Annotated in this window: 24 protein-coding genes; 10 read left to right on the top strand and 14 right to left on the bottom strand. The window is 52.8% G+C overall.

What is annotated here, in order from left to right; all coding sequences use genetic code 11:
- Nucleotides 1-126: 126 nt before the first annotated feature.
- Together C813_RS36355 and C813_RS36350 are read left to right on the top strand one after the other, a co-directional pair.
- Nucleotides 127-381, top strand: a complete 255-nt coding sequence (locus C813_RS36355) for a hypothetical protein (protein WP_017456483.1) — start codon at nt 127-129, stop codon at nt 379-381.
- A 302-nt stretch (nt 382-683) separates the two neighbouring features.
- Entirely contained in the window at nt 684-1,538 is an 855-nt protein-coding gene (locus tag C813_RS36350; protein ID WP_017456484.1) for a glycosyltransferase family 32 protein, read from the top strand.
- A gap of 240 nt (nt 1,539-1,778) precedes the next feature.
- Here the strand turns inward: C813_RS36350 and C813_RS36345 are convergent, their stop codons facing one another.
- The 3 genes from C813_RS36345 to C813_RS36330 form a co-directional block, all read right to left on the bottom strand.
- Nucleotides 1,779-3,368, bottom strand: a complete 1,590-nt coding sequence (locus tag C813_RS36345) for a methyl-accepting chemotaxis protein (RefSeq protein ID WP_017456485.1) — start codon at nt 3,366-3,368, stop codon at nt 1,779-1,781.
- Nucleotides 3,369-3,579: 211 nt separating this feature from the next.
- Nucleotides 3,580-5,412: a sensor domain-containing diguanylate cyclase gene (locus tag C813_RS36340; protein WP_017456486.1), complete on the bottom strand. Its 1,833-nt coding sequence runs from the start codon at nt 5,410-5,412 to the stop codon at nt 3,580-3,582.
- A 270-nt stretch (nt 5,413-5,682) separates the two neighbouring features.
- Nucleotides 5,683-6,711, bottom strand: coding sequence for a sensor domain-containing diguanylate cyclase (locus tag C813_RS36330; protein WP_017456488.1), 1,029 nt, complete (start codon nt 6,709-6,711; stop codon nt 5,683-5,685).
- 319 nt (nt 6,712-7,030) lie between these two features.
- On the opposite strand from C813_RS36330, the gene C813_RS36325 reads away from it, so the two are divergent.
- Entirely contained in the window at nt 7,031-7,264 is a 234-nt protein-coding gene (locus C813_RS36325; RefSeq protein WP_017456489.1) for a putative hemolysin, read from the top strand.
- A gap of 92 nt (nt 7,265-7,356) precedes the next feature.
- Nucleotides 7,357-7,662: a hypothetical protein gene (locus tag C813_RS36320; protein WP_017456490.1), complete on the top strand. Its 306-nt coding sequence runs from the start codon at nt 7,357-7,359 to the stop codon at nt 7,660-7,662.
- Here C813_RS36320 and C813_RS36315 read toward each other — a convergent pair.
- Together C813_RS36315 and C813_RS36310 are read right to left on the bottom strand one after the other, a co-directional pair.
- The gene (locus C813_RS36315) at nt 7,659-8,006 is read right to left on the bottom strand and encodes a DUF488 domain-containing protein (RefSeq protein WP_017456491.1); all 348 of its coding nucleotides are present in this window, start codon (nt 8,004-8,006) and stop codon (nt 7,659-7,661) included. The two genes, C813_RS36320 and C813_RS36315, sit on opposite strands and share 4 nt — an antisense overlap.
- Nucleotides 8,007-8,008: 2 nt before the next feature.
- A complete protein-coding gene (locus tag C813_RS36310; protein WP_017456492.1) occupies nt 8,009-8,506 on the bottom strand; it encodes a DUF523 domain-containing protein in 498 nt (165 codons plus the stop codon).
- A gap of 153 nt (nt 8,507-8,659) precedes the next feature.
- On the opposite strand from C813_RS36310, the gene C813_RS36305 reads away from it, so the two are divergent.
- Nucleotides 8,660-9,367, top strand: coding sequence for a CTP synthase C-terminal region-related (seleno)protein (locus tag C813_RS36305; RefSeq protein WP_017456493.1), 708 nt, complete (start codon nt 8,660-8,662; stop codon nt 9,365-9,367).
- Nucleotides 9,368-9,442: 75 nt separating this feature from the next.
- On the opposite strand, the gene C813_RS36300 is transcribed toward C813_RS36305, so the two are convergent.
- Nucleotides 9,443-10,624: a CynX/NimT family MFS transporter gene (locus tag C813_RS36300; protein ID WP_017456494.1), complete on the bottom strand. Its 1,182-nt coding sequence runs from the start codon at nt 10,622-10,624 to the stop codon at nt 9,443-9,445.
- A 99-nt stretch (nt 10,625-10,723) separates the two neighbouring features.
- On the opposite strand from C813_RS36300, the gene C813_RS36295 reads away from it, so the two are divergent.
- The 5 genes from C813_RS36295 (at nt 10,724) to C813_RS36275 (ending at nt 14,801) form a co-directional block, all read left to right on the top strand.
- Nucleotides 10,724-11,509, top strand: a complete 786-nt coding sequence (locus C813_RS36295) for an AraC family transcriptional regulator (RefSeq protein ID WP_017456495.1) — start codon at nt 10,724-10,726, stop codon at nt 11,507-11,509.
- A 203-nt stretch (nt 11,510-11,712) separates the two neighbouring features.
- Nucleotides 11,713-12,537 carry an ABC transporter substrate-binding protein gene (locus tag C813_RS36290; protein WP_017456496.1) on the top strand — a complete coding sequence of 275 codons (825 nt, stop codon included), beginning with the start codon at nt 11,713-11,715 and terminating at the stop codon, nt 12,535-12,537.
- 2 nt (nt 12,538-12,539) lie between these two features.
- Complete coding sequence (locus tag C813_RS36285) at nt 12,540-13,361, top strand: amino acid ABC transporter ATP-binding protein (protein ID WP_017456497.1); 822 nt, start codon at nt 12,540-12,542, stop codon at nt 13,359-13,361.
- Nucleotides 13,361-14,119 (top strand): amino acid ABC transporter permease, encoded by a 759-nt coding sequence (locus C813_RS36280; protein WP_017456498.1) that lies wholly within the window; start codon nt 13,361-13,363, stop codon nt 14,117-14,119. The genes C813_RS36285 and C813_RS36280 overlap by 1 nt, the downstream gene beginning before the upstream one ends.
- Nucleotides 14,109-14,801, top strand: a complete 693-nt coding sequence (locus C813_RS36275; protein ID WP_017456499.1) for an amino acid ABC transporter permease — start codon at nt 14,109-14,111, stop codon at nt 14,799-14,801. Before C813_RS36280 ends, C813_RS36275 begins: the two co-directional genes overlap by 11 nt.
- Here the strand turns inward: C813_RS36275 and C813_RS36270 are convergent.
- The 8 genes from C813_RS36270 to C813_RS36235 all read right to left on the bottom strand — a co-directional run bounded on the left by C813_RS36270 (nt 14,784) and on the right by C813_RS36235 (nt 24,263).
- Nucleotides 14,784-15,230 carry a DUF441 domain-containing protein gene (locus tag C813_RS36270; protein WP_017456500.1) on the bottom strand — a complete coding sequence of 149 codons (447 nt, stop codon included), beginning with the start codon at nt 15,228-15,230 and terminating at the stop codon, nt 14,784-14,786. The genes C813_RS36275 and C813_RS36270 overlap by 18 nt on opposite strands.
- A gap of 314 nt (nt 15,231-15,544) precedes the next feature.
- Nucleotides 15,545-16,042, bottom strand: coding sequence for a YbaK/prolyl-tRNA synthetase associated domain-containing protein (locus tag C813_RS36265; protein WP_017456502.1), 498 nt, complete (start codon nt 16,040-16,042; stop codon nt 15,545-15,547).
- 399 nt (nt 16,043-16,441) lie between these two features.
- Nucleotides 16,442-17,719, bottom strand: coding sequence for a YeaH/YhbH family protein (locus C813_RS36260; RefSeq protein ID WP_017456503.1), 1,278 nt, complete (start codon nt 17,717-17,719; stop codon nt 16,442-16,444).
- Between the two features lie 65 nt (nt 17,720-17,784).
- Nucleotides 17,785-19,719, bottom strand: a complete 1,935-nt coding sequence (yeaG, locus tag C813_RS36255; protein ID WP_017456504.1) for a protein kinase YeaG — start codon at nt 19,717-19,719, stop codon at nt 17,785-17,787.
- Nucleotides 19,720-20,210: 491 nt separating this feature from the next.
- Entirely contained in the window at nt 20,211-20,432 is a 222-nt protein-coding gene (locus tag C813_RS36250) for an acyl carrier protein (RefSeq protein WP_017456505.1), read from the bottom strand.
- A gap of 16 nt (nt 20,433-20,448) precedes the next feature.
- Entirely contained in the window at nt 20,449-21,882 is a 1,434-nt protein-coding gene (locus C813_RS36245; protein WP_017456506.1) for an AMP-binding protein, read from the bottom strand.
- Nucleotides 21,879-22,997, bottom strand: coding sequence for an MBOAT family O-acyltransferase (locus C813_RS36240; protein WP_017456507.1), 1,119 nt, complete (start codon nt 22,995-22,997; stop codon nt 21,879-21,881). The genes C813_RS36245 and C813_RS36240 overlap by 4 nt, the downstream gene beginning before the upstream one ends.
- Nucleotides 22,998-23,123: 126 nt before the next feature.
- Complete coding sequence (locus C813_RS36235) at nt 23,124-24,263, bottom strand: D-alanyl-lipoteichoic acid biosynthesis protein DltD (RefSeq protein ID WP_017456509.1); 1,140 nt, start codon at nt 24,261-24,263, stop codon at nt 23,124-23,126.
- Nucleotides 24,264-24,361: the final 98 nt, after the last annotated feature.

Genomic DNA, 24,361 nt, shown 5'->3' with positions numbered 1-24,361 from the left:
ATTTAAGATAAGGCGCATAAAGAAATAGCTGAATCGTTCTCTGGCTCACTAAAACCAGCAATGAGTATTTCCGCTACGCACGGATTCAGCTAATCTGAAATGAACAACAACGAAAGGATTGTTCATATGAAAGCTACTGTCGTTCATCACGAACACCGCATTGGGTTTATTGTTATCCGCGACGAGAATGGCGAGTTTGCTGTCGCGGAGCTACTGGGGCGCTACGATGTCGAAAGGGGCGATGTCGTGTCCGGCGAGCTGCAGACCAGCGGCGGCGGAACGCTATTCAATGAGACGCAAGATGAGTCGATGGATGTTTTTATGAAGGGGTACGGGCTATCAGAGCAGGATGCGATAAGCTATATCCTGCGTACTCATTAAACAGCGTCAGTATGTGCGGCTCGCCCCTTGCGGGCGAGTTGACGAAAGCCTTCACATTTTTATCCGGGCCGGGCATTTTTTCTCTAGAAAAGACGTTTTTCTGTTGCCATGCAGGACCTTAAGCTAAATTCTCTGTCCATTGACTGAGGAATACGCAAGGGCAGTTGCAGACGATTCTGCAAGACAATTATCCGACTCTGCGTAATGCTAATGTCAGATTAACGCATTATCTTTTTTCTCATACTTTAGAATTTTTTATGTTTTTACCTTTCAGGTATTTAAAGTTAATGAGCTTAGGATAGATGATGAATACGATCCCGCATAAGATCCATCAGGTCTACACCAGGGGGTTGGCAGCACTACCAACCGAAGTGCATGCCTCCATCGAAAGACTCAGGCAATTAAATCCCGGCTGGGAATATTATTTTTATGACGAGAAAAAAATACTGGCTTACCTGCATGAGCACTATGATCAGGAAATGCTGGCGTTATATGAAAAAATAAACCCTCAGTATGGCGCTGCGCGCGCGGATTTTTTCCGCTATTTATTAATGTATCGCGAAGGTGGCGTTTATTTAGATATCAAAAGTTCTTGTACTGTGCCGTTTAGCGAAGTCATTCCACCAGATTGTGAAATATTATTATGTAACTGGGATAATAAACCACAGGGTTGCGATAATAATATGGGCAAACATGAAGAGCTCGCTTTCCTCAAAAACGGAGAGTACCAACAATGGAATATTATTGTCGCACCGGCTTCACCCTATATTAAAGCCGTTATTGATGAGGTCGTTGCTCGACTCAAACGCTATAAACCGTGGCGCTATGGTGTCGGAATGCGAGGGGTGCTAAATACCACCGGGCCGATCCCATTTACGTTGGGTATTGAAAAAGTACGTAAGTGCGAGCGTTTTCGCCAGCAGGAAAACCACCGTGACGTGGGGCTGGTCTATCGCAACGTCAGTAAAAAAGTCATTAAGCAATTCAATGCCAGCCACTATAGCAAGTTACGATCGCCTGTTGTTACTCTGACCGGGGTCGATCATTTCTATTATTTGCTCTGGCGCGCTTTCGTTTTTCCGTTCTGGCGTTTGAAGAAAAATACGATTAACGAGAGCAAAAAGGTGCTGAGCAAGCTGAAGTCGAGATGTACCTGAAGGGAAGAGAGAAGGCCAAAAGAAAGATGGCAGTTTCGACATCAAAACTGCCAGCGAAGATTTTTTGAGATTGTTAAAGCGTATATCCATCACTTGCGCACTTTATAACCTTTTGGCATAAAGTGCGCAAACGCAAATTTTTCTGCGGTTGGATTGATAAAATTTATGATCAGCGTATTAATTCATCACTATTGCTGATTGACCAGCCCCTGCGACATGTCAGGAACTGGTCACAAGACGCTATGCCGGGGTGCGCTGCTCATGCAGTTTGAAAATTTGCACCATCGCTAACAGATTCTCGGCCTGCTGCTGCATCGCGTGCGCGGCGGCTGAGGATTCCTGCGACAGCGTAGCGTTCTGCTGTGTAGCGGCATCCATCTGGGTAATGGCGATGTGCACCTGATCGATGCCCGTACTTTGCTCATTACTGGCCAACGAAATCGTCTCCACCAACTGGCTGACGCGTCCCACGCTTTGCATGATCTCTTCCATGGCGTTACCGGCGTTTTTCACCAGTTTATTACCTTCATCAATACGGCTGACTGAGCGCTGGATCAAATCACTGATCTCTTTCGCCGCTGTCGCGGAGCGTTGCGCCAGCGCCCGGACTTCTGCGGCGACAACTGCAAAGCCGCGGCCTTCGGTTCCTGCGCGTGCGGCTTCAACGGCAGCGTTCAGCGCCAGAATATTGGTCTGGAAGGCGATACTGTCGATAACGCCAATAATGTTGCTGATTTCCCCAGAGAGCAGATTAATTTCACTCATTGTGGTGACTACTTGTTCAACCACTTCGCCGCCCTGGTTTGCCACACGGGTCGCTTCACGGGTGATATCGCTGGCAACACGCGAATTCTCTGCGTTGTTTTTTACTACCGAGGTGAGTTCTTCCATCGACGCCGCCGTTTGTTCCAGCGCGCTGGCTTGCGCTTCGTTACGCGATGAAAGCTCACGGCTGCCACTGGCGATTTGCTGTGACGCACCGGCGATCGTTTCAGTCCCGGAACGCACGCCGGTCACGATGCGTGTCAGGTTGCCGTTCATCTCCTGCAGGGCGTGCATCAGCTCGGCGGTTTCATCGCGCCCGGATACCACGATAGCAGACTGTAAATCACCGGCTGCGACATTACGGGCAACCGAAACTGCCTGCGCCAGCGGGTGAGTGATACTGCGGATCAGCCACCAGGTGATCAGCATGCCAACCATCAACGTGAATGCCATCACCAGCATCAGCATCAGGCGTGTCTGCTGGTAATGCTCATGATTACTCGCCTCGGTCTGTGCGCGAATAAGCTCCGCTTGTTTCAGCGTGCTGGCGACCATCTCATCAATCATCCGTGTCGGCTCGCGATCGATTCCCGTTACCAGGTGATCGACGCGCTGGGCGCTGGTGGCGTCCTGAACATTGTACTGTTGCAGCGCAGCCAGATAATGGCTTTCCAGTTCAGCGTGTAAATTGATGGTTTTAATGGCCTCGGTATTGGGCAGCCCAATTTGCGGCAGCAGTTCGCTGAGCGTTTTCAACAGCGCCTGCGTTTTCTGGCTCTGTTCGACAAAGGCGTTTTTATACTTGTCGAACGCTTGTTGTCCCTGCGTGCCGCGCAGCAGGGTGTTTTTCCACTCCTGCACCTGAATCTTAAACTGCACCTGCGCGTTGCGGGCCGTATCGATACTCTCCGCAACCACCTTCTCCGTGGCCATGATCTGTTGGTTTTGTACTAATCCGCTGGCGTTAATCGACAACCCGCGAATACCCATAAACAGCGTTGCCAGTAAAAGAATGGCCGCCAGGAAACCGAGCCGTTGCCCGATAGTGAGATGGTTGAGCTTCATCAATCGATACTTCCCATAGTCAGTGAGGCGCAAAAAAGAGCGCACATCAGCAATATCGACGGGTTTAAGCGCAGCTTTAATGGGGGAAAGGGCAGTAAGCACGCAGAATTTGGGTTAACTATTTGAAGCGGAATGTAATCGATGTTTTATGACATTTTCGTGACACGGCCTGACTGTTGCGAAATACAACAGTCAGGCTAATTTATCGGCATTACGAACCGTACAAATGTTGCTGCTGCGGCTCTGTCGCGATCTTCGACAATAAGCGGAACGGTTTGTTATCCGCGAGCCAGGCCGGGATCTCCTCGGGCGACAACGGGCGTGAGAAAAGATAGCCCTGTGCCTCATCGCAGCCGTACTCGGCAAGCATTCGCGCGGTTTCCAGATCCTCAATCCCTTCCGCCAGCACCACATAATGCAACTCTTTGAGCATCATAATGACGTTGCGGGCAATAATCCGGCTGCCGGTGTCAGTGGTTACCTGGCTAACCAGCGAACGATCGAGCTTAATCACATCAATGGGGATGCGTCTTAAGTAACTAATATTGCTGTATCCTGCACCAAAATCATCCAGCAAAATGGTAAAGCCGAGCAATTTTAAACGGTCAAGTTCTTCCAGTGCCGGATCGCTTTCCAGCACTTTCTCCGTCTCAAGGCATTCAATGCGAACATCCGAGGTGAACAGCCCGGCGGCCAGCACGTTCTGTTCCAGCTCATCGGCAAATCCCGGACGCGAAAAATCACTGACCGTAACGTTAATTGACACCGGCAGCAGAATACCTTGTTGTTTCCAGCGTTGAAGCTGAGAGATCACCGACTTAATCACCCACTGCGTCAAATCCGTCATCAACGTGGTTTTTTCCGCCAGCGCCACAATCACCGCCGGTGAAATTTGACCCAGTTCCGGGTGCTTCCAGCGTAACAGCGCTTCCACACCTTCGGTTTTGCCGGAACGCAGCGAAATTTTGGGTTGAAAAACGAGGTAGAGCTGATCGGTGGCCTTAATTGCCTCGCTGAGATCGTAGAGCAGTTTAAAATCTTTATTCCGTTTGTGATCGAGGATCGGATTGAACTGCAACACCCGAATCTTTTCGCGAATCGATTCATGCAGCGCGCTGATGCCCTGACGCACAATCTCCTGCACGTTATCGTCCTGCGGCGAAAATTTCACATAGCCTGCGTGAATCGTTAGGTTGATATCGATATCACCGGTGATTTTCGCCTTTATCCCGGGCAATTTTTCTGCCCGTTTCGCCAGCGTCAGCGCATAGTCCATATCCACCAGCACCGCGTAACGCCCGGTGGTAAAAGCATACAACGTGGTCTCTTCTTTCAGCCTTAAACGCAAACGCAGCAGTGGTCCGAAACTGCGCAGCATCTTCTCCAGCGCTTCCACGCCCAGGTAGCGGGATAACTCATACGCGCGCGGCATATCAATGCAGTCAAAAATCATCAGGGCGTAGCTACCGCTCGTTTTTTCCAGCGTCAGCCGCTCCATCTCTTTCACCAGAAACTGACGATTCGGTAAACCGGTGAGGGCATCGATTAAGCCAATGGTATAGCAGGACTCAAGATAAACAGTGGCGAGTGCGGCGACGCGGTGGAAATTGGTTATCTGGCGGGATGTCGGCGTGTAGATTTCAGGATGACTGACACATAACGTGCCCAGCACCGTACCTTCTTTATTTATCATCGGTGCTGAAGCGTAAAAAAGAATATTTCCGCTTTTTACCAAAGGTTGATGATTAAAACGTTCATCGAGCCGGGTATCAGAACTAATAACGGTCTGGCAACCGTGCAGTGAATATTGGCACATGGTCTGTTCGATACGAATTTTGACGTGCTCAATGGGGATATTCTTAACATATTTGATATATTGATATTCGTCGTCGAATGTTGTGATAAAACATCCTTCGACGCCCATCACTTCACATGCCAGACGTGCAAATTCGGCTAGCGCTGCATCGCGGGATTTGTCTTCCTTACTCAGCAGCTCCAGCGCGGCAAGCCGTTTGCTTTCGCTTTTTTTGAGACCAGTGAACATAGCGAGCTCCTGCCCAAATCAATGAGTTGGTGGTGTTCTGTTCAGATGACTCCATCATGCGCTTAGGCTTACGGCTTAATAAAAATCCTGACGCGCAATTACCACCAACCGAATTGGGTTCCGGCCACAGCAATAACCGCCACGATGAGCATAATGATGGTTGTCTTTTTCACGAAAACTCCTTGGCTGGCGATAATCGCCAGAAATCAATTGTATAAGAAATAGAAGAAAATGAGATTTTTCTCAAGCCTTCGCGTCACAGAGATTCACTTAATTGAGACGAATAAAGGGTTTTTTTTCTTTATTCTTCTTCACGTGATACATCGCTTCATCCGCCGCTTGTAACGCACCGTCAGCATCGGTCAGTTGCGGGTTGATTTCGATGACGCCCACGCTGGCGCCTGGGTAGAAAATCCGTTTTTCCCCGAGCTGATATTCGCCGGTAATGCGTTTATCGAGGCTCTTTCTCAGCGACATCAGATGCATTCCCTCCGCCTGCTTCAGCGGTCCGCCAAGGCAAGCGAGTAAAAACTCATCCCCGCCAAGACGCCCGACAATATCGTCTTTACCGCGATCCGCCGCCAGCCGTTGACCCACGTCAATCAGAAACTGATCGCCAGCCTCATGTCCCAACTGGTCATTGATACCTTTGAAATTATCAAGATCGATAAACGCAATAATCACGTGCATTTCCAGATGGCGGGCGAGGGAAAACAGCGTGGCGAGATTTTCGAAGATAGCGCGCCGGTTGGGTAAACCTGTCAGCGCATCGGTGTAGGAGTAGGCGATCAGCGCCGCGTTTGCTTCGCGTAACTGGTCAACAAGACTCTCTTTTTCAATGAATTGCGCAATCAACCCGGCAAACAGCCGCAGGACCTGTTCGCCACGCACGCTCAGCGATTTTTTGGCATGACTGGCGGCGCACAGCGTGCCGTAAAGCGAACCGTCGGTCAGATGAACCGGGGTACTTAAATAGGTGGTGATGCCCAGCGCCTGCGCCGCTTCGCAATCTTTCCAGCGGTTGGCAACGTCATTGCTGAACGGGCAGCCCTCATCCAGCGCGCGCTTGCACAGACTATCGCCCCACGGCAGGGAGAAGCCCTCCGGGATAGCAAGCTGTCTACTGTTATGTGAATAGACAATATGTTGCAGGCGGGGATTGTCACTAATGATTGTTAAGTACGTCGATTCCATATCCGTCACCATTTCCAGCATTTCCAGAAACTGGCGAACTAAACCTTCAAGCGAGTGCTCTTTTGACAGCGCTTCAGAGACACGGGCGAGAATGAAATCGGACATGACTTTTTTACTCCTGTGCCCTGATGATATGGACATTAAAGCTGAAGATTTTATGGCGCGTCATTAAATCATGAAAGAAGCGTGATTTACATATCGTTGCGGGATGGCAGTAAAAAGTAGCAGGCGGGAACGAAAAAAAGCCCCGTTGATGAAGCGGGGCAAAAACTCATTGATTACGGAATGATGTTCTCTGGTCATGGGTGAGAACGAGGCTAACTATACCCGCTCAAAGTGCAGTAAGAATGGAGAAATCATGGAGATATCTCTGTTGCGTGGCTATGCTGGAAAGCGGTTTACAGGCGATTTAAGGAAAAAAAAGATGCGTTATTGGTTACTGGCGTTACCTGTTGTTCTCGCGGCGTGTTCTTCCACACAGCCTGAATCTCCCCGCCACCCCCAAATCGGTATGGCTAACCCGGCGGCGGTTTATTGCCAGCAGCGGGGCGGCGAACGCGTGCCGGTGCAAAGCCCGCAGGGTGTTCGTACGGAGTGCAAATTGCCGGGCGGCGAAGTGATCGATGAATGGGCGCTGTGGCGGCGCGATCACCCGTAATCGCACCACGTGACAATCGCCGGGTTGCCAGGGTACACTTCGCACTCAGAATTATCCTATTTTTAGCTGGCGCGGGAGCGCATGAGAGAAGCATGTTCCAGTTACGTCCGGGCAGCCCGGCTTTAATTATCGGCGCCCAAACCGCCAATGGCCGCAGCAATATTGGCAAATCCGTTGAGCTTTTTGGGCTGTGTCAGCCCGGCGAGCGTTTTCTTAATCCGGTGAACGGCGTGGTAACAGAAATGCCGCATAATGCCGCGCGTGCGCTGTGGCTGGTGACCGGCGATGTGACCGCTTTTGATGGTCAGCATGGCTTCGCGTTTGTGCGCGCCGAACATTTGATGCCGCTGCAGCCGGACAGCGAACCTCAGGATGTGCGCGAGCGCGTTATCGGTTAAGCCAGCGAGCGCAGCCACTGAGCCAGCACCAGTGCGTGGTTCTGCTCACTGTTTTTTGCCGCGTATAACAGCGTGACGGTACCTTTTTTCCCGCGTGCCGCCAGCGTTTTTCCTTCCGCTTCCTGCGCGGCAAGTTCCTGACGGTAGCTTTCACTGAACGCGGCGAAATTAATGGCGTCGCCGTGAAACGCTTTGCGCAGCTCCGTTGACGGTGCCAGCGTTTTATTCCACTCATCACAGGGTAAATCGCTTTTCTTAATACCGCGCGGCCAGAGCCTGTCGACTAACACCCGATAGCCGTCGTCATCGGCGGCGGGATCATACACCCGTTTGCATTGGATCATGGTTATCTCTCCCTCTCGTTAATCCACGCCACCAGCGCAGGTAATTGCTGGTCGGAAAAGACGCGAATGCCGTGTTCTTCCAGTAGCGCAGCCGCGACACCCATACCTTGCTGCCGCGTACCGCTGAAGGTTCCATTATAGATAAACTGGCTGCCGCAGGTGGGGCTACCATCGGTGAGCAATGCTGCGCGGCAACCCGCGTTTTGTGCAGCCTGCAGCGCCAGCCAGGCGGCTAACTGATAGTGTGCGGTAACATCCCGCCCATCGTTTTCGACAATCCGCGCCTGTTCGCGCATCACGTCTGCGCCATGGCCTGCGACAATCTCTGCCGGTCTTCGCGGCACGGGTAAACCAGCGGCCAGCTCCGGGCAGTGGATCACCAGACGTTCTTCCTGCTGCCAGCGTCGCAGCGCCTCATGTAGCGCCGCTTTAGCACTGCCGTTATAACGCACGTTGAAGCCCATCAGACATGCACTGACGAGAATTTTGGTTTGGTGCATAGTTTTCGCCTTAATGCCTTGCCGGAAATGTATTTTTCATAATTTTACATGATATATGCCCGCTGATTTTAAGGTGTTGTGATTACATTAAAAGACAGCTAAGGTGATATTCCTTATGTTATTCGTTATCCGCTCCGGCATAAGGACACTTTCATGCATCACATTCCTCCGAAAAAAACATTACGCATCGCGTTGGTCGGCGATTACAGCCACGACGTTGTCGCGCATCAGGCTATCCCGCTGGCGATTGACGATGCCGCCGCCGTGCTGGAAATCACCGCAGATTACGACTGGTTACCCACCAGCGAAATCAACAGCGATGAAGATCTGGTTGGCTATGACGCCATCTGGGTTGTGCCGGGAAGCCCCTATAAAAACGCCAATGGCGCGTTTATTGCCATCAAATACGCACGTGAAAACGCGGTGCCGTTCCTCGGGACGTGCGGCGGCTTCCAGCATGCGGTCATTGAATATGCCCGCAACGTGCTGGGCTGGGCAGATGCGGCGCACGCCGAAACGGAAAACATTGGCCGGATGGTGATCACGCCGCTGACCTGTGCGCTGGTGGATCAAAACGGTGCTATCGAGCTGCGTCCTAACACGTTAATTGCCCGCGCTTATGGTCGCGAGCTGATTGAGGAAACCTACCGGTGCAGCTTTGGCGTAGCAGAAGAGTTTGCCCGCGAGCTGGAAAGCGGCGATCTGCGGGTTACCGGTTGGGATGAAGATGGAGAAATCCGTGCCGTTGAGCTGGTGACGCACCCGTTTTTTGTCGCCACCTTGTTCCAGCATGAACGCGCGGCGCTCGCCGGGCGTCCGGTGCCGCTAGTTCAGGCGATGCTGCGTGAGGCATGTGAATAAAAAAACAGGCCTGCGGGCCTGTTTTTGTTTGTACCCCCTAAACCTCTCCTGGAGAGGGGGAGTGATTTTCACGTATTACACTACTTCGCGATCGCGCCCGGCGAATGCTCCGCACGCCGCCATAACGACCGATAACACAGCACACGCTAGCAGCGGAAGATGCCAGTCGCCGCTGGCATCATGAATTTTCCCCATTAGCGGCGGCCCGCAAGCCGCCAGCAGATAGCCGACCGATTGCGCCATACCGGACAGTGCGGCAGCCTGATGAGCGGTGCTGGCACGCAGCCCGATAAACGTTAACCCAAGGATCATGGTCGCACCGGAGCCAAAGCCAAAAACAAGGGTCCAGAGCGTGGCATGGTCCGGCACCAGCCACAATCCCAGAGAACCGACGGCGCACAGCAGCGCGACCACGACAGCGATACCGCGCTGATCTTTCAACCGGTGCAGAACCAGCGGCACCAGCAGGCCTGGCATTGCCGTCGCCAGTTGCAAAATACCGTGTACAGAACCCGCCTGCGCGTCACTAAAACCCTGGGCTATCAGAATCGACGGCAGCCAGCCAATCACGATGTAATAGATTAATGAGTTGATCCCCAGAAACAGCGTGACCTGCCAGGCAAGCCAGGAGCGCCAGATCCCGCGGTTATGCAGCGCGCCAGCGCTACTGAGTGCCGCAGGTGCGCCGTGGCGCAGCCTGGGGAGCCACAGCAACAGCGCCAGTAACGGAAAGATCATCAGCATCAATAATGCGCCATGCCAGCCCGCACCGTATTGCGCCAGCGGCACAACTACCGACGAGCCGAGCGCCGCCGCTGCGCCCATAGTGAGTGAGTAAGCGCCCGTCAGTTTCGCCACATGCTGGGCGAAGTCGCGTTTTATTATCCCCGGCAGCAGCACGTTGCCGAGCGCGATCCCGCAGCCGATGATCGCTGTCCCCGTAAACAGCAGCAGTGCTGAGGGCAGGGAACGAAGGGCGATACCAAGGCAAATCAGCACCATCGCCACGAACAGGCTGCGTTCCATACCGAAACGGCGCGCCACACCGGCCGCCAGCGGCGATATCAACGCAAAAGCCAGCAGCGGCAGGGTGGTGAGCATGCCGGTTTGCGCGGTGGTTAACCCATATTCCGCACGAATCGCATCCAGCAGCGGCGCTGCGCCAGTAAAGGTGACGCGCAGCGTGGTGGCAATCATCAGGATCCCGGCAATCAGCAGCACGCTTTGCTTACCGCGGGAGGGGAGGCGGTTAGTCATTGTCTTCTCTGAAAAAATAACAGGTCGCTACGATAACGTTTTTTTCTGCGGTTTGAATCAAGCTAGAATGACACTTTATCGCTAAAGTCGGACAATTTAATGCACGGACTTGGGCTCGGTGGCTACGATCCTGACAGCCAGCAGGAAATGGCGGTGGCGTTCAGCATCACCGTTGAAGAGAGTGAACAATTGATCCCGGCGCATCACCATCGCAAAGGGCAACTTATTCTGGCATTGAAAGGCGCGATCACCTGCGAGGTCGAACATGCCCGCTGGATGGTGCCACCGCACCATGCGATGTGGCTTCCGGGGCAGGTTCCGCACAGCAACCGCGCCACGGCGAATGCACAGCTCTGCTTCCTGTTTGTTGAACCCTGGTCGGTGGTGATGCCGGAACATTGCTGTACGCTCAAAGTTTCGGCACTGGTACGCGAGTTGATCCTCACATTAGCCACCCGCACGCCTGCCCAGCGGCGGCAGCCCGCCACCCGGCGGCTGGTGCAGGTGCTGTTTGATGAACTGCCGGCACAGCCGCAAATGCACTTGCAGTTACCGGTTTCCGCACACCCGAAGATCCGCCAGATGGTCGACAGCATGGAAAGCAATCCGGCAGACAGGCAAACACTGGCACAGTGGGCGCAGGTGTTTGCCATGAGTGAGCGCAATCTGGCGCGTCTGGTGGTGAAAGAAACCGGGCTAAGCTTTCGTCGCTGGCGGCATCAGATGCAGTTGATCCTCGCGCTACGGTTATTAATTGATGGTCATCCGGTACAGCGCATTGCGCAGGCGTTAGGGTATGACTCGACGACTGCGTTTATCACCATGTTTAAAAAGGGGCTTGGGCAGACGCCGGGGCGTTATCTGGCGGCGCTCGGCGAAGCGTGACATTTTCTGCTCTCTATTCCGTTTCTTTTATGTGGGTTTAGTGCGTTTGTTCTGGCAGGGCGTGAAAGATAAGTAGTAAGTATGGGATGGTTGTTTTTAATAACTTTTTCAGATAATCAATGCACTTTTTGATATTTGTCTGATGAATAAGGTTGTGTGACTTTAGCGCTCAATTAACACAATAACAGGGCATAAGGATTAGCATGGCAACCTCATTACACACGAAAAAAACAGGCGCAATTAGCGCACTGGCGCTGCTTTCAGCGCTCTCTTTTTCCGCGCACGCGGACAAACTGGCGGATATCAAAGCCGCAGGCGTCGTCAAGGTGGCGACGTTTGACGCCAACCCGCCGTTCGGCGCTATCGATCCTAAATCGCATGATATCGTGGGTTATGACGTCGATTTTGCCAAAGCGCTGGCAAAAAGCCTCGGCGTAAAACTGCAACTGGTGGCGACGAACCCGGCCAACCGCATTCCGCTGTTGCAATCTGGCAAAGTGGATTTGATCGTTGCGGATATCACCATCACCCCGGAACGCGCACAGGTGATCGACTTCTCCACGCCGTATTTTGTCACCGGTCAGCAATTCCTCGTACCGGCTTCTGCGGCCGACAAGCTGGATGCCTACAGCAAAGCGCGCATCGGCGCGGTAAAAGGCACCACCGGTGAGCAAACGCTGCACCAGCGTTTCCCGCAAGCTCGCGTGCTGGCCTATGATGATATCCCGCTGGCGCTGACCGCGTTACGTAACGGCAACGTGCAGGCGATCACCCAGGACAGCACCATTCTGGCCGGACTGCTGGCGGAAGCGCCGGACAAAGCGAAATTCAAAATCCTGCCGGAACTGTTGTCAAAAGAGGAGATCGGCGTCGGCGTCAGCAAAGGCGAAACCGCACTGCTTAACGCAGTCAATGCTGAACTGGTCAACCTTGAGAAAAACGGCGACGCGGCAAAAATCTACGACACCTGGTTTGGCCCGCAAACCAAAACGCCCGCTCCACGCAGCTTTACCATAGAAGCGAAGTAACTATGCTGGCAGGTCTATTTTCTACCTCTGTGGCGGATGCCACAGAGGCTTTGCCCGTGGCGAAAGGCACGGTGGAGTTCCGCCAGGCGAGCAAACGCTACGGCGACAACGTGGTATTAAAGTCGATTGATTTACGGGTTACCGCCGGGGAGGTGCTGGCCGTGTGCGGGCCGTCGGGTTCAGGTAAATCAACGCTTATCCGTTTGATTAACCAGCTCGAAACCCTGAGCGGTGGGGAGATCTATGTTGACGGCCAGCCGACCAGCCAGTTGAAAGGGCGCCAGCTTCGTGAGTTGCGCCGCCATGTCGGTTTCGTCTTTCAGCAATTTAATCTTTATGCCCACCTCAACGCGCTGGATAACATTACGCTGGCGTTATGCCGTATTCACGGCAAGACCGCCGCCGAGGCGCAGGCCATCGCGCTGGCGTTGCTGGCTCGCGTTGGCTTGCAGGATAAAGCGCATCACTATCCGGCGCAGCTTTCCGGCGGGCAGCAGCAACGCGTGGCAATCGCCCGTACGCTGGCCGCCGATCCGCATATCATTCTGTTTGATGAGCCAACCTCGGCGCTTGATCCGGAGATGATTGGCGAAGTGTTGCAGGTGATGAAATCGCTGGCGCACAGCGGCATTACGCTGATTGTGGTGACCCATGAGATGCAGTTTGCCCGGGAAATTGCCGATCGCGTGATCTTTATCGACGGGGGCGAAATCATTGAGCAGGCAGCACCGGCGCAATTCTTCTCTGCCCCGCAGCACCCGCGCGCACAGCGCTTTTTACAGAAAGTGCTCAACCCGCTGCACGCGGATAGCAAGGAGTTGTAATGGCGCTGCATCTCGACTGGGCGGGCGTGCTGACCGGGCAGCCCGCACAATGGATCATTTCCGGTTTTCTTACCACCCTCTGGGTTACCGTGGCGGGAACCGTACTGGCGACGGTATTGACGGTACTGCTGCTGGCGCTGCGTCTGGCCGGTGGCCAGGTCGGGCGGGGGGCGGTGGCGGCGTGGGTGTCGCTGTTTCGCAATACCCCGCTTCTGGTGCAGTTGTTGTTCTGGTATTTCGCTGCCTGGAATGTACTGCCGCAGAGTTTCCGCCAGTATGTTAACGACGACCACGCATTCAGCATTTTGCCGGGCGATGTCTGGTGGTTTACGCCAGAGTTTCTCTCCTCGGCCTGGGCGCTGGGGCTGTTTACCGCTGCTTTTCTGGTTGAAGAGATCCAGGCGGGTCTGCACGCGGTGCCGCGTGGACAGATTGAAGCCGCGCAGTCGCAGGGCTTTGGTCCGCTGGCGTTATTCCGTTGGGTGCTGCTGCCACAGGGGTTACAGAATGCCTGGCAGCCGGTAGTGGGGCAGTATCTGAATCTGATGAAGCTCTCTTCACTGGCGACCGGCATTGGGCTGGGGGAATTAACTTACCAGACCCGGCAAATCGAGAGTTTTAACGCCCACGCGCTGGAAGCGTTTGCCATCGGCAGCGCGCTCTATTTGCTGCTGGGTCTGGTGATGAGCGTGTTGTTTAACCTGCCACGCCACTGGCGGGCGCTGCGCCGTGCAGCGGAGGTGCAACATGATCGCTAATATCACCGTGATCACCGATAACCTCGACTATTTACTGTGGGGGCGGGCGGCGCAGGGCGAGCCGGGTGGGGTGCTGTTATCGCTGATGATGACTGTCGGCGCGGCGATTCTGGCGTTTCCCGGCGGTATACTGCTGGCGTGCTGCGCATGGCGCTTTCGCGGCTGGCCACGCAAAGTGCTCTTTCTTTGGGCGGAGTTGATTCGCGGCATTCCGCTGATCTTCGTTATCTTCTGGCTGTGGTTTTTACTGCCCTGGTTAACCGGTGCCGATCTTCCCGGTGCGGTGACCGTGACGCTGGCGCTGGCGTGGTTTACCTCGGCGGCGGTGATGTATTCGACGCTGGCTGCGCTCGGGGCGTTGCCGAAAGGGCAGTATGAAGCCGCGCTCAGTAGCGGGTTTGGCAGTGCGCAAATCCTGCGGCTGGTGCTGTTGCCGCAGGCGTTACGCAACGCGTTGCCGTCGTATATCGGTTTGCTTATCGCGCTGCTGAAAGACACGTCGCTGGCTTTTATAGTCAACGTACCGGAACTGACGACTGTCGCAGGTCAGGTGAATAACCGGGTGCAGGTCTATCCCGCCGCGCTATTTGTCTTTACCGGGCTGGTCTATTACCTGCTGTGCAGCGCGCTGGAGTTCACGGTCAAACTGTGGCAGCGGCACAACTCACTGCCGGCCAATTAGCAGCGAAACTAACCCTGCCGCAATCAGTGGCCCGACCGGAACGCCCCGGAACAGGGCCACACCCAACACGGTGCCGACCAGTAATCCCGCCACCAGCGACGGTTGTGAACTCATCAATGTTACGCCGCGACCACCCAGCCACGAGACAAAAATACCGACCGCAATCGCAATCAGCGATTTCCAGTTCACAAAAGAGTGCAGCAATGTCGAGGGCGGTAATGAACCGCTGGCAATCGGCGCCATTACGCCAATGGTGAGGATAATAATGCCGACGGTCAGCCCCTGTTTTTCAATCCACGGGAAGAAGGTATTGAGTGGAGTGATGCGTACAATGATCAGCACCAGAATGGAGACCGCAACGGTGGTGTTATGGCTGACAAAACCCAGCGCCGCGAGCGCCAGCAGAATAAACAGCGTGGTATCAAACATCAGAAATTCCTTGCCAACAAAGAAACCTGTTTACTCTACGCATAAAGCAGTGATGAAACAGGCTTTTTTCATGCAGGCAGACAATTTCAGGCAGTTGCCAAAAGCGAAGGGCAGTTTTTAATCAAAAGTCGGCTGAATTGTCATCAACGATTCATAATTCGGAGATATGAATTAGTCACTGCCAGGCTTTTGCGAGTTACCATCATGCCTTCAGATGTGTTGATTATCACCGCGCTGTTCCTTACGCTGGCCGCCGGGCTGGTGATTTCCGTGTTGATTCTGGAAAGAAGCGGCTGGTAAGCCGGACAAGCGCGTTATTCGCGGCGAAAATCCACCAGTTCCGGCTGGGCGATGCGCAGGTAGTCGCCAGTATTCATGATCACCGATTTCTCCAGTAATCCGGCGTTAAAGGCGATGTCATCAAAGCGCTGAAACAGTACCGGGTCGGCAACCAGGTGCAGATCCGGGTGAAAGCTGAACGGGGGAATGGCGCCAAACACGCACGCCGTCAATTCATCCACTTCCGCCGGGCTTGCCAGCGAGGCTTTACTGCCACCAAAGTGCTGCGCTAAGCGTGAAAGGTCGGCCTGTAAGTCGGCGGCCAGGATCGCCAGCACATGCTTCTTCACTCCGTTACCTTTGATCTTACACAGCAGTGCTTTCGCGCCCTGACCCAGCGCGGTACCGCGAATTTCACTGACGGCCTCGCATTTGCCGACGGCCTCGTGTTCAACAACGCGAAAGCGCGCGTCGTGCTGTTCAAGCAGGTTTATCAAATGCTGGTGGACGTTACGGCTGGCAATTTCAGACATGTTCACTCCCGATGAAAACGTTGAAGATTAAGAATAATTCACGCACCGGGAGATGAAAATAAAAAAGCCGCCTTAAAGAGGCGGCGAAAAAATACAAGCACTACAAACAACGCTTTTTGTGTGTACTGTTAGTTTCTTTTCAAAAGGTAGCCATACGCTACCAGGCTCAATGCGTTCATCAGGATGAACTGAGCGCAACAGCACCGACGCAAACGTTATCCACGCCCGCCGTGCCACAAATGTTTCGATGAGACTACTGTGCCACATTTACGCGCGGGCAAGAGGGTAAATAGCCGCTATTTTGTACGGCAATTCATCCATTAGCCCGGCAAAATGCGTTTTTTTACCCAGATGCGCAATGAAGAGACGCAGCCGGAAAGGGTTCCCGGCTGCGGAGGTTTAACTGGTAGATGTCGTCTGTTTATGGAACAGTTCGCGGAATACCGGGTAGATGTCCTCCTGATCGCGAATATGTTGAATGGCGAAATTATCGAACATCGTTTGCAGGTGTTCATATTCGCGCCATAACGTCTGGTGCGCCCGGCGGGTGATTTCGATATAGCTGTAGTAACGCACCACTGGCAAAATTTTCTTCGCCAGGATTTCGTGACACAGCGGTGAATCGTCCGCCCAGTTATCGCCGTCCGACGCCTGCGCAGCGTAGATATTCCACTGCGCCGGGTCGTAACGATCTTTAACCACTTCATCCATCAGTTTCAGCGCGCTGGAAACGATGGTGCCGCCCGTTTCTTGTGAGTAGAAGAACTCATGTTCGTCCACCTCTTTCGCCTGCGTATGATGGCGGATATAGACCACTTCGACATTCTTATAGGTTCGGCTCAGGAACAGATAGAGCAGAATATAAAAACGCTTGGCCATATCTTTGGTCGCTTGATCCATAGAACCCGAAACGTCCATCAGGCAGAACATCACCGCCTGGCTGGAGGGTTCCGGCCGTTTTTCGTAATTTTTGTAGCGTAAGTCAAAGGTGTCGATAAACGGCACGCGCTCAATTTTTGCCCGCAGTTCCGCAATCTCTTTACGCAGACGCTCCTCTTCAAGTAATTGCGCAGGTTCGCTTTTTGCGACCGTTTCGAGGCTGCTTTCCAGTTCGCGCAGCTCACGACGTTTTCCCGCCGTCATGGCTGTGCGGCGCGCCAACGAGTTTTGCAACGAACGTACGACGCTGATATTCGCCGGTACGCCGTTGGCGGTGTAGCCCGCGCGGTGCGTTTTGAACTCATTAAGCTGCCGTTGCTGGTTCTTTTTCAGGTTCGGCAGTGCCAGATCCTCAAACAGCAAATCGAGGTACTCATCTTTGGAGATCTGGAAAACAAACTCATCCTGGCCTTCACCGTCAGGGCTGGCTTCGCCCTGGCCGCCACCACCGCCACCGCCGCCTTGTGGGCGCTCGATGCGGTCATTTTGCACAAAATGATCGTTTCCCGGATGTACGCGGTGGCGCAAGCCGCCACGCCCCTGATGGAACATCGGTTCGCTGATATCTTCCGTCGGGATGGAGACGGATTCGCCATTCTCTACGTCGGTTACCGAACGCTTGTTGATCGCTTCGGAGATCGACTGCTTTATTTGCGCTTTATAACGGCGTAAAAATCGCTGGCGGTTAACCGTGCTTTTATTTTTACCGTTCAAACGCCGGTCAATGAACCAGGTCATAGTTCCCTCCCGCTGCGTATGCCAACGTTGCAACAGGCCGCGCGCAGAGCGCGGCCTGCGCGTTGTTATGATGATTTACGTACACGCAGATACCATTCGCACAACAGGCGAACCTGCTTGCGGGTGTAGCCTTTCTCCATCATACGGTCGACAAAATCGTCGTGCTTTTTCTGCTCGTCGGTAGAGGTTTTGGCGTTGAACGAAATCACCGGCAACAGCTCTTCGGTGTTCGAGAACATTTTTTTCTCGATTACCGTGCGCAGTTTTTCGTAGCTGGTCCAGTTCGGGTTGCGTCCGTTGTTATTAGCGCGGGCGCGCAGCACGAAATTAACGATCTCATTACGGAAATCTTTCGGGTTGCTGATCCCAGCCGGTTTTTCAATTTTTTCCAGTTCCGCGTTCAGGGATTCACGGTCAAACAACTGGCCGGTATCCGGGTCGCGGTACTCCTGATCCTGGATCCAGAAATCCGCATAGGTGACATAACGATCGAAGATGTTCTGCCCATATTCGGAATAGGATTCGAGGTAAGCGGTCTGGATCTCTTTGCCGATAAACTCGGCGTATTTCGGGATCAGATAGCCTTTCAGGAATTCCAGGTAACGTTCGGCCAGCTCCTGCGGGAACTGCTCACGTTCAATTTGTTGTTCCAGTACGTAGAACAAGTGAACCGGGTTGGCTGCCACTTCAACATGGTCGAAGTTGAACACGCGCGAGAGGATCTTAAAGGCAAAACGTGTCGACAGGCCGTTCATCCCCTCATCGACACCGGCGTAGTCGCGGTATTCCTGATAGGACTTCGCTTTCGGATCGGTGTCTTTCAGACTTTCACCGTCGTAGACGCGCATTTTCGAGTAGATGCTGGAATTTTCCGGTTCTTTCAGACGCGAAAGAATCGAGAAGCGGGCCAGCGTTTCGAGCGTTCCCGGCGCACACGGCGCATGGGAGAGCTCACTGTGGTTGAGCAGTTTTTCGTAAATTTTCATCTCTTCCGAGATGCGCAAGCAATAAGGCACTTTGACGATGTAAACACGGTCAAGGAACGCCTCGTTGTTTTTGTTGTTACGGAACTGCACCCATTCGGATTCGTTCGAGTGGGCGAGGATGATGCCGTTAAACGGCAGGGCGGAGATGCCTTCAGTACCGTTGTAGTTGCCCTCCTGCGTGGCGGTCAGCAGGGGGTGCAGCACCTTGATCGGCGCTTTAAACATTTCGACGAATTCCATGATCCCCTGGTTTGCGCGGCACAGTGCGCCGGAGTAACCGTAGGCGTCAGGATCGTTTTGCGCGTGGTTTTCCAGTTTACGGATATCCACCTTCCCAACCAGTGCCGAAATGTCCTGGTTGTTCTCATCGCCTGGTTCCGTTTTGGCAATCGCAATCTGTTCCAGAATCGACGGCCAGACTTTTACCACGCGGAATTTGCTGATATCTCCGCCAAACTCGTGCAGGCGTTTGGCGGCCCATGGCGACATAATAGTGCCGAGATAACGGCGCGGGATGCTGTACTCTTTTTCAAGAATTTGCGCGTCTTCCTGCGGATTAAACAGGCACAACGGGTGGTCGTTAACCGGGCTACGTTCGCCGTTGGCGCTCAGCACGTAAATTGGCACCCGCTGCATTAAGGATTTCAGACGTTCGGCCAGGGACGATTTACCCCCGCCCACCGGGCCGAGCAGATAGAGGATCTGTTTCTTCTCTTCCAGACCCTGCGCGGCGTGTTTGAGGTATGAGACGATTTGCTCAATCGCCTCTTCCATTCCATAAAATTCTTCGAACGCGGGGTAGCGTCCGATAACCCGGTTCGAAAAGAGACGGGAAAGCCGTGGCTCCTGGGCAGTGTCTACCATCACAGGTTCCCCTATGGCCATCAGCAGCCTTTCAGCAGCATTCGCATAGGCGCTGCGATCTTGCTTACAGATGGCAAGAAACTCCTGCAGAGTGAACTCTTCGTCCTTGGCAGCTTCATAACGCTGGCGATAGTGATCGAATATATTCATGGCATGCCGTCCTTTCGTAATCTGTGGGAACAGTACAGCTATCAGTTTTTCCACTTTTAGCGTCGCAAACCAACGGGATAAAAATTATGCTCCGTCCTATTTGTTATGAGCGTGTATCCAGCTTTGATCAAGTTATCACTGAAGAAGATTCTGATGGCAGAGGGGCTTTTTTCGGCCTGTATTTGGATTAAATATCTATTGGATGGAATTTATACAGATTTTTTATATTTGATATGGGGTTTCTGCGCTGGAAAATGCCAACATTTTACATCGGGCGAATGTTGGTAAATTTTTACAGGATGTGCGGGATCGCAAGTATAGAAAAAGTGACGCCGTCATGGTCACTTCATCGGAGCAGAACGATAACCGACAACAGAAGTACGCGAACTGTGTTAAAGGATGATGACAGGCAAGATTTCCATGGCGGTTGTCGCCAGCAAAACGAAAGAAGCGGTGCCAGGAGATAACGCCCGACACCGCAAAACGACATGTTAGCCGCGGTGCTCTTCAATGTATTGCGCGAGGTCCGCAGGGGTTTTCAGCACGCTGGCGACTTCCGTTGGCGGGATCATGCAGCCGTAAACGTCCTGCACTTCCAGCACCATATCAACGGCGAGGATGGAGTCGAGAATATCGGACTCAATCAGCTCGTCGTGAAAGCCCACTTTGCGGGATAAAATCTTTTCAAACAGCGCGAGAATTTCTTGTTCCATGATTTTTCCTGTCTACTCAGTTGCTGCGGGCATGGGTGTCCAGCAGTTTACGGTCGATTTTGCCGTTAGGGTTCAGCGGCAAAGCCTCCTGGATAATGATTTGCGACGGCACCATGTATGGCGGCACCACCTGTGAAAGTGAATGTTTAATCGCGTCCGGTGCCAGATTGGTGACGCAGAACGCCGCGATACGCAGCACGCCGCCGCCCGCTTTCATTAGCGGTAATACCACCGCTTCACGAATGCCGGACATCGCCAGCAGGCGGTTTTCAATCTCGTTAATTTCGATGCGGTAACCGTTGAGCTTAATCTGGCTGTCGTTGCGGCCCTGGCAGTAAATAAGCCCATCTTCGTAGCCCAGATCACCGGTTTTGTAGCCGCGCCAGGCTTCGCCTTCGCGGTGCAACAGTTTTGCCGCGTTCTCTTGCGGCAGGCCGAGGTATCCGCGCATTACGTTTTTGCCCCAAATAATCAGTTCACCGTCGGCGGCAATCTCCATTCTGCTCTCTGGCATCATGGTGCCAACCGGCAGCAGATCGTTTTCGCTGGCGAGGATTTCGTCGGTGATTTCGACAACGGTGGTGGCGATAGTCGCTTCGGTCGGGCCATAGGAGTTGAGGATTTTGGCCTGCGGGAAGCGGCGACGCAGCTGTTTGACCAGCGCTTTGTTGAGCACTTCGCCGATAAATACAAACACGCTAAGCGCGGGTAAATAATCACTGTTGAATTGCGGTGAGAGCAACTTCTGGTAAGCGAAAGAGGGGGTGGAAACCCACACTGAGACCGCGTTACTTTTCAGACGGTCAAGCCAGTTTTCCGCGGCGATATCCTCTTTGGCGTTCAGCACGATATGGCCGCCGGTCGCCAGGTTTGCCAGCAAGGGAATCAGGGAAAGGTCAAAGCTGAACACCGCGTGGTTCATCAGCACCGGGACTTCCGGCAAGGCAAAATCCTGACGCACCCACTGCATAAAGTGCCACACGCTTTCACGGCCGATCTGTACGCCTTTCGGTTTACCCGTGCTGCCAGAGGTAAACATGATATAGGCCAGATCCGGCTCTGCCAGCGGCTGGCCGATTTCACCGGTCGGCATAAACTGCCGTGTCGCGACGTCGTAGTAATACGGTGCGCTGGCGAGATGGCAAATCTCTTTCAGTCGTTCCTGCGGATAGATGCAATCTACCGGAATGTAGGGGATGTTATGCAGCAGGCAGCTGTAGATGGCGACGGCGAATTCCGCTTGCTGGTGGCCGTACAACACCACTGGCGTCGCCAGCGAAGGCTGACAGCGCTGATAGCGTTCGGCCCAGTCTGTCACCGCGCCAGAGAGCTGTTGCCAGTTAAGTGCTTCATCGCTGCCGCTTATCGCTAACTGATGCGGGCGGGCGGGATCGAGTAATGCCGCACGCAGGAAATCCTGCAGCGCCTGGAGGTCAGAGTGTAGGTTCATAGAGGTGACATTCCGCTAAAAATGTAAAGAGATGCCGCAGCGCTTGCCAGCGTTAACAGGCGTCCCAAAAAGAGGATCGTGGGATATTGCAGCCAGCGATTCAGCGCCGGGCTACGTTTGGCTGACCACAGCAGCATGTTGTGCGCCACAGAAATGGCGCCAAACAGCGCGCCGCTAATCACATAGTGACGTTCGAGCCCGTTCCATGCCCCCATACAAAACAGCGTGCAGAAAATACCGATATTCTGCGCCAGCGTTTTGTTCTGACGGAAAAAGTCGAGCTTCATTAAATTCATATAAATCGGCATGAACACCACATCGCGCAGCCACTCTGAAAGGCTGATGTGGAAACGACGCCAGAAATCCTGCGGGTTTTTCGCCAGAATCGGCATATTAAAGTTTGCCGGAACATTAAGGCCAAACAGGCGAGCGGCACCGATAGCCATATTGCTGTAACCGGCGAAATCAAAATAGAGATAGGCGCTGTAGGCGAGCGACATCACCACGCCAACACTGAATGTAAACGGACGGTGGCTCCACTCCTGGATCACCAGGTTATCGATCAGCATGGCGAATAAAAACTTCTGGACGATACCGGTGAAAATTTGCTCTGCGGCGATGAGAAATTGCTCACGCGTGAGCGTAAACAGCGGTTTATTTATATCCGTTATCCATGTCCGCCAGCGGTACATCGGGCCGGCCAGAATAATAAACGGCATAAACAGGTAACAGAAATAGTGCAAAACATTGTTGCCATCTTTTTTATTGCGATAGAGCAATACATCGATAGCGCGGAAGGTCATAAAAGATAAGCCGATCATGCCCCAATGGTTATTCAGATGTAATTTCACTGCAAACAGAGGCACTAACGTTAAACTTACCGCCTGCCAGGTTTTTAACCAGCCTTTCTCTTTTAAGGTGACGAGAATATAAAAGCTGATAAAAACCGCAACCGGGACGATATAGTCGCCCTGAAATATATATCCCCAGCCAAATGCCGCCAGCACGGAAAAAGCGGATAAGTAAGTTAACCGATAGCGCAGCACGCGGTTAACCAGCGCAAACAATAACGCCGAAGAAAAGAGAAAAAAGAAAAAGGTTCCGGAGCTGTACATCATTCATTCCTCAGAACTTTTGATATTCAAAGTGCACTTTTAAATTCATGCTTTCATCAACAGAGGACCACGCGATAACGGTGACCGCCAGTAAGAGATAAAGGAAAAACAGGCGAATTGCGTATTTCATCGTTTAAAACTCTCAAGAATAAAGCGGTCCATCGGTACCCATGCCAGATCGGTGGGATGCAGACGATCCCAGTTCCAGCCGTCCTGATAGGGCATGGAGTACATATCAAAATAGGGGATCTGGTTTTCTTTCAGAATGGCGGTGGTTTGCGTTACCGCAGGTTGCACCAGTTCAGGGTTCTGCACCGCACGGCGGTTTATCGCATCGATAATCACCACCACCTGAACGTGGCGCTCTTTGAGCAACGTGATCATGGCGCGAAACGCTTTCAACTGTTCCGGCTCAACGGGCGAATCGTCCCAGACTTCTGGCTTTTCGCCGGGTTGATAAACCGTTTTGTCCATCCACAAGGTGTCAGCGCTTTCCTGCCGTGCCTCGTTCAGCTCGCGGGCGTGGGCCAGTTCGTGTTCCCAGTTCGGCGTGATGTCGACGGCGGGTTGCACAGGCCAGGGGCGTGCTGGCGACGCTTCAACATCCAGCATCGCCAGCCAGTCGTTTTTAATCAGTGTGCAGAAATTAGCAAATTCGTAACTGACTTCTTGCCAGATATTGTCCAGGTCCCAGCCAGAAATTTTCATTTGTTCAAAGGTTAAATGGCTGGTCTCTTTTTTATTGATATGGCGTAAGTAGTTGACGAGGAATGGGCGTGTTTGTTCATCCTGCATTAACGGATTAAAAATAGGCGCCGGAAAATTATTCGCAAAAATAGCAGGAGGCACGCCGGTTGAATAAAAACTATCGGGTGCCAGCAGCAAAACGACTTTACTGTTTGCGTTAAGGTCATTCTTAAAGCGAGACAGCAGAAGAAAATGGGTGACGCTGTCATCAAAACTGTCGCCAAATGCGACTACATTACGATGTAAATCATTATTAAGGTAATTATATACAGCGTAAGGTTCATCTTCTGAGGTGGCGACTTCCGATGCGCCAATGAAAAAAATCGCATTACCCTGCAGGGCATGAGAAATAGTGGCTATTTTTTCCGCCTGCTCTTTCGCCGTGCCGTCGATTGCTTTAATCAGCGGCTGGAATTTAAGCGGCGGATCAAAGCGGGTCACCAGCGGATGAACGCAAAGGAACAGGACGGCGAGAATCGCCATCAAAAAATGTAGGCAGAAAGTATTTTTGATTTTCATTATAAAATTAAAACTACTTGATATTCATTTGTTTAAAATATGTTGTTTTTTGACGTAACAGACAAATTTGATCTCTGTTTCCGCGACACTATATACCA

The organism is Kosakonia sacchari SP1 (genome assembly GCF_000300455.3).
Classification (GTDB): domain Bacteria; phylum Pseudomonadota; class Gammaproteobacteria; order Enterobacterales; family Enterobacteriaceae; genus Kosakonia; species Kosakonia sacchari.
This window is presented reverse-complemented; position numbering and strand designations above follow the sequence as displayed.

Bases quoted from the DNA above. Each gene is read 5' to 3' on its own strand.
- C813_RS36240 (WP_017456507.1), bottom strand. From the start codon at position 22,997: ATGTACAGCTCCGGAACCTTTTTCTTTTTTCTCTTTTCTTCGGCGTTA.
- C813_RS36315 (WP_017456491.1), bottom strand. From the start codon at position 8,006: ATGATCCAATGCAAACGGGTGTATGATCCCGCCGCCGATGACGACGGC.
- C813_RS36250 (WP_017456505.1), bottom strand. From the start codon at position 20,432: ATGGAACAAGAAATTCTCGCGCTGTTTGAAAAGATTTTATCCCGCAAA.
- C813_RS36325 (WP_017456489.1), top strand. From the start codon at position 7,031: ATGCGTTATTGGTTACTGGCGTTACCTGTTGTTCTCGCGGCGTGTTCT.
- C813_RS36285 (WP_017456497.1), top strand. From the start codon at position 12,540: ATGCTGGCAGGTCTATTTTCTACCTCTGTGGCGGATGCCACAGAGGCT.
- C813_RS36245 (WP_017456506.1), bottom strand. From the start codon at position 21,882: ATGAACCTACACTCTGACCTCCAGGCGCTGCAGGATTTCCTGCGTGCG.
- C813_RS36270 (WP_017456500.1), bottom strand. From the start codon at position 15,230: ATGTTTGATACCACGCTGTTTATTCTGCTGGCGCTCGCGGCGCTGGGT.
- C813_RS36330 (WP_017456488.1), bottom strand. From the start codon at position 6,711: ATGTCCGATTTCATTCTCGCCCGTGTCTCTGAAGCGCTGTCAAAAGAG.
- C813_RS36290 (WP_017456496.1), top strand. From the start codon at position 11,713: ATGGCAACCTCATTACACACGAAAAAAACAGGCGCAATTAGCGCACTG.
- C813_RS36260 (WP_017456503.1), bottom strand. From the start codon at position 17,719: ATGACCTGGTTCATTGACCGGCGTTTGAACGGTAAAAATAAAAGCACG.
- C813_RS36295 (WP_017456495.1), top strand. From the start codon at position 10,724: ATGCACGGACTTGGGCTCGGTGGCTACGATCCTGACAGCCAGCAGGAA.
- C813_RS36355 (WP_017456483.1), top strand. From the start codon at position 127: ATGAAAGCTACTGTCGTTCATCACGAACACCGCATTGGGTTTATTGTT.
- C813_RS36305 (WP_017456493.1), top strand. From the start codon at position 8,660: ATGCATCACATTCCTCCGAAAAAAACATTACGCATCGCGTTGGTCGGC.
- C813_RS36300 (WP_017456494.1), bottom strand. From the start codon at position 10,624: ATGACTAACCGCCTCCCCTCCCGCGGTAAGCAAAGCGTGCTGCTGATT.
- C813_RS36280 (WP_017456498.1), top strand. From the start codon at position 13,361: ATGGCGCTGCATCTCGACTGGGCGGGCGTGCTGACCGGGCAGCCCGCA.
- yeaG (WP_017456504.1), bottom strand. From the start codon at position 19,719: ATGAATATATTCGATCACTATCGCCAGCGTTATGAAGCTGCCAAGGAC.
- C813_RS36265 (WP_017456502.1), bottom strand. From the start codon at position 16,042: ATGTCTGAAATTGCCAGCCGTAACGTCCACCAGCATTTGATAAACCTG.
- C813_RS36350 (WP_017456484.1), top strand. From the start codon at position 684: ATGATGAATACGATCCCGCATAAGATCCATCAGGTCTACACCAGGGGG.
- C813_RS36235 (WP_017456509.1), bottom strand. From the start codon at position 24,263: ATGAAAATCAAAAATACTTTCTGCCTACATTTTTTGATGGCGATTCTC.
- C813_RS36310 (WP_017456492.1), bottom strand. From the start codon at position 8,506: ATGCACCAAACCAAAATTCTCGTCAGTGCATGTCTGATGGGCTTCAAC.
- C813_RS36275 (WP_017456499.1), top strand. From the start codon at position 14,109: ATGATCGCTAATATCACCGTGATCACCGATAACCTCGACTATTTACTG.
- C813_RS36320 (WP_017456490.1), top strand. From the start codon at position 7,357: ATGTTCCAGTTACGTCCGGGCAGCCCGGCTTTAATTATCGGCGCCCAA.
- C813_RS36340 (WP_017456486.1), bottom strand. From the start codon at position 5,412: ATGTTCACTGGTCTCAAAAAAAGCGAAAGCAAACGGCTTGCCGCGCTG.
- C813_RS36345 (WP_017456485.1), bottom strand. From the start codon at position 3,368: ATGAAGCTCAACCATCTCACTATCGGGCAACGGCTCGGTTTCCTGGCG.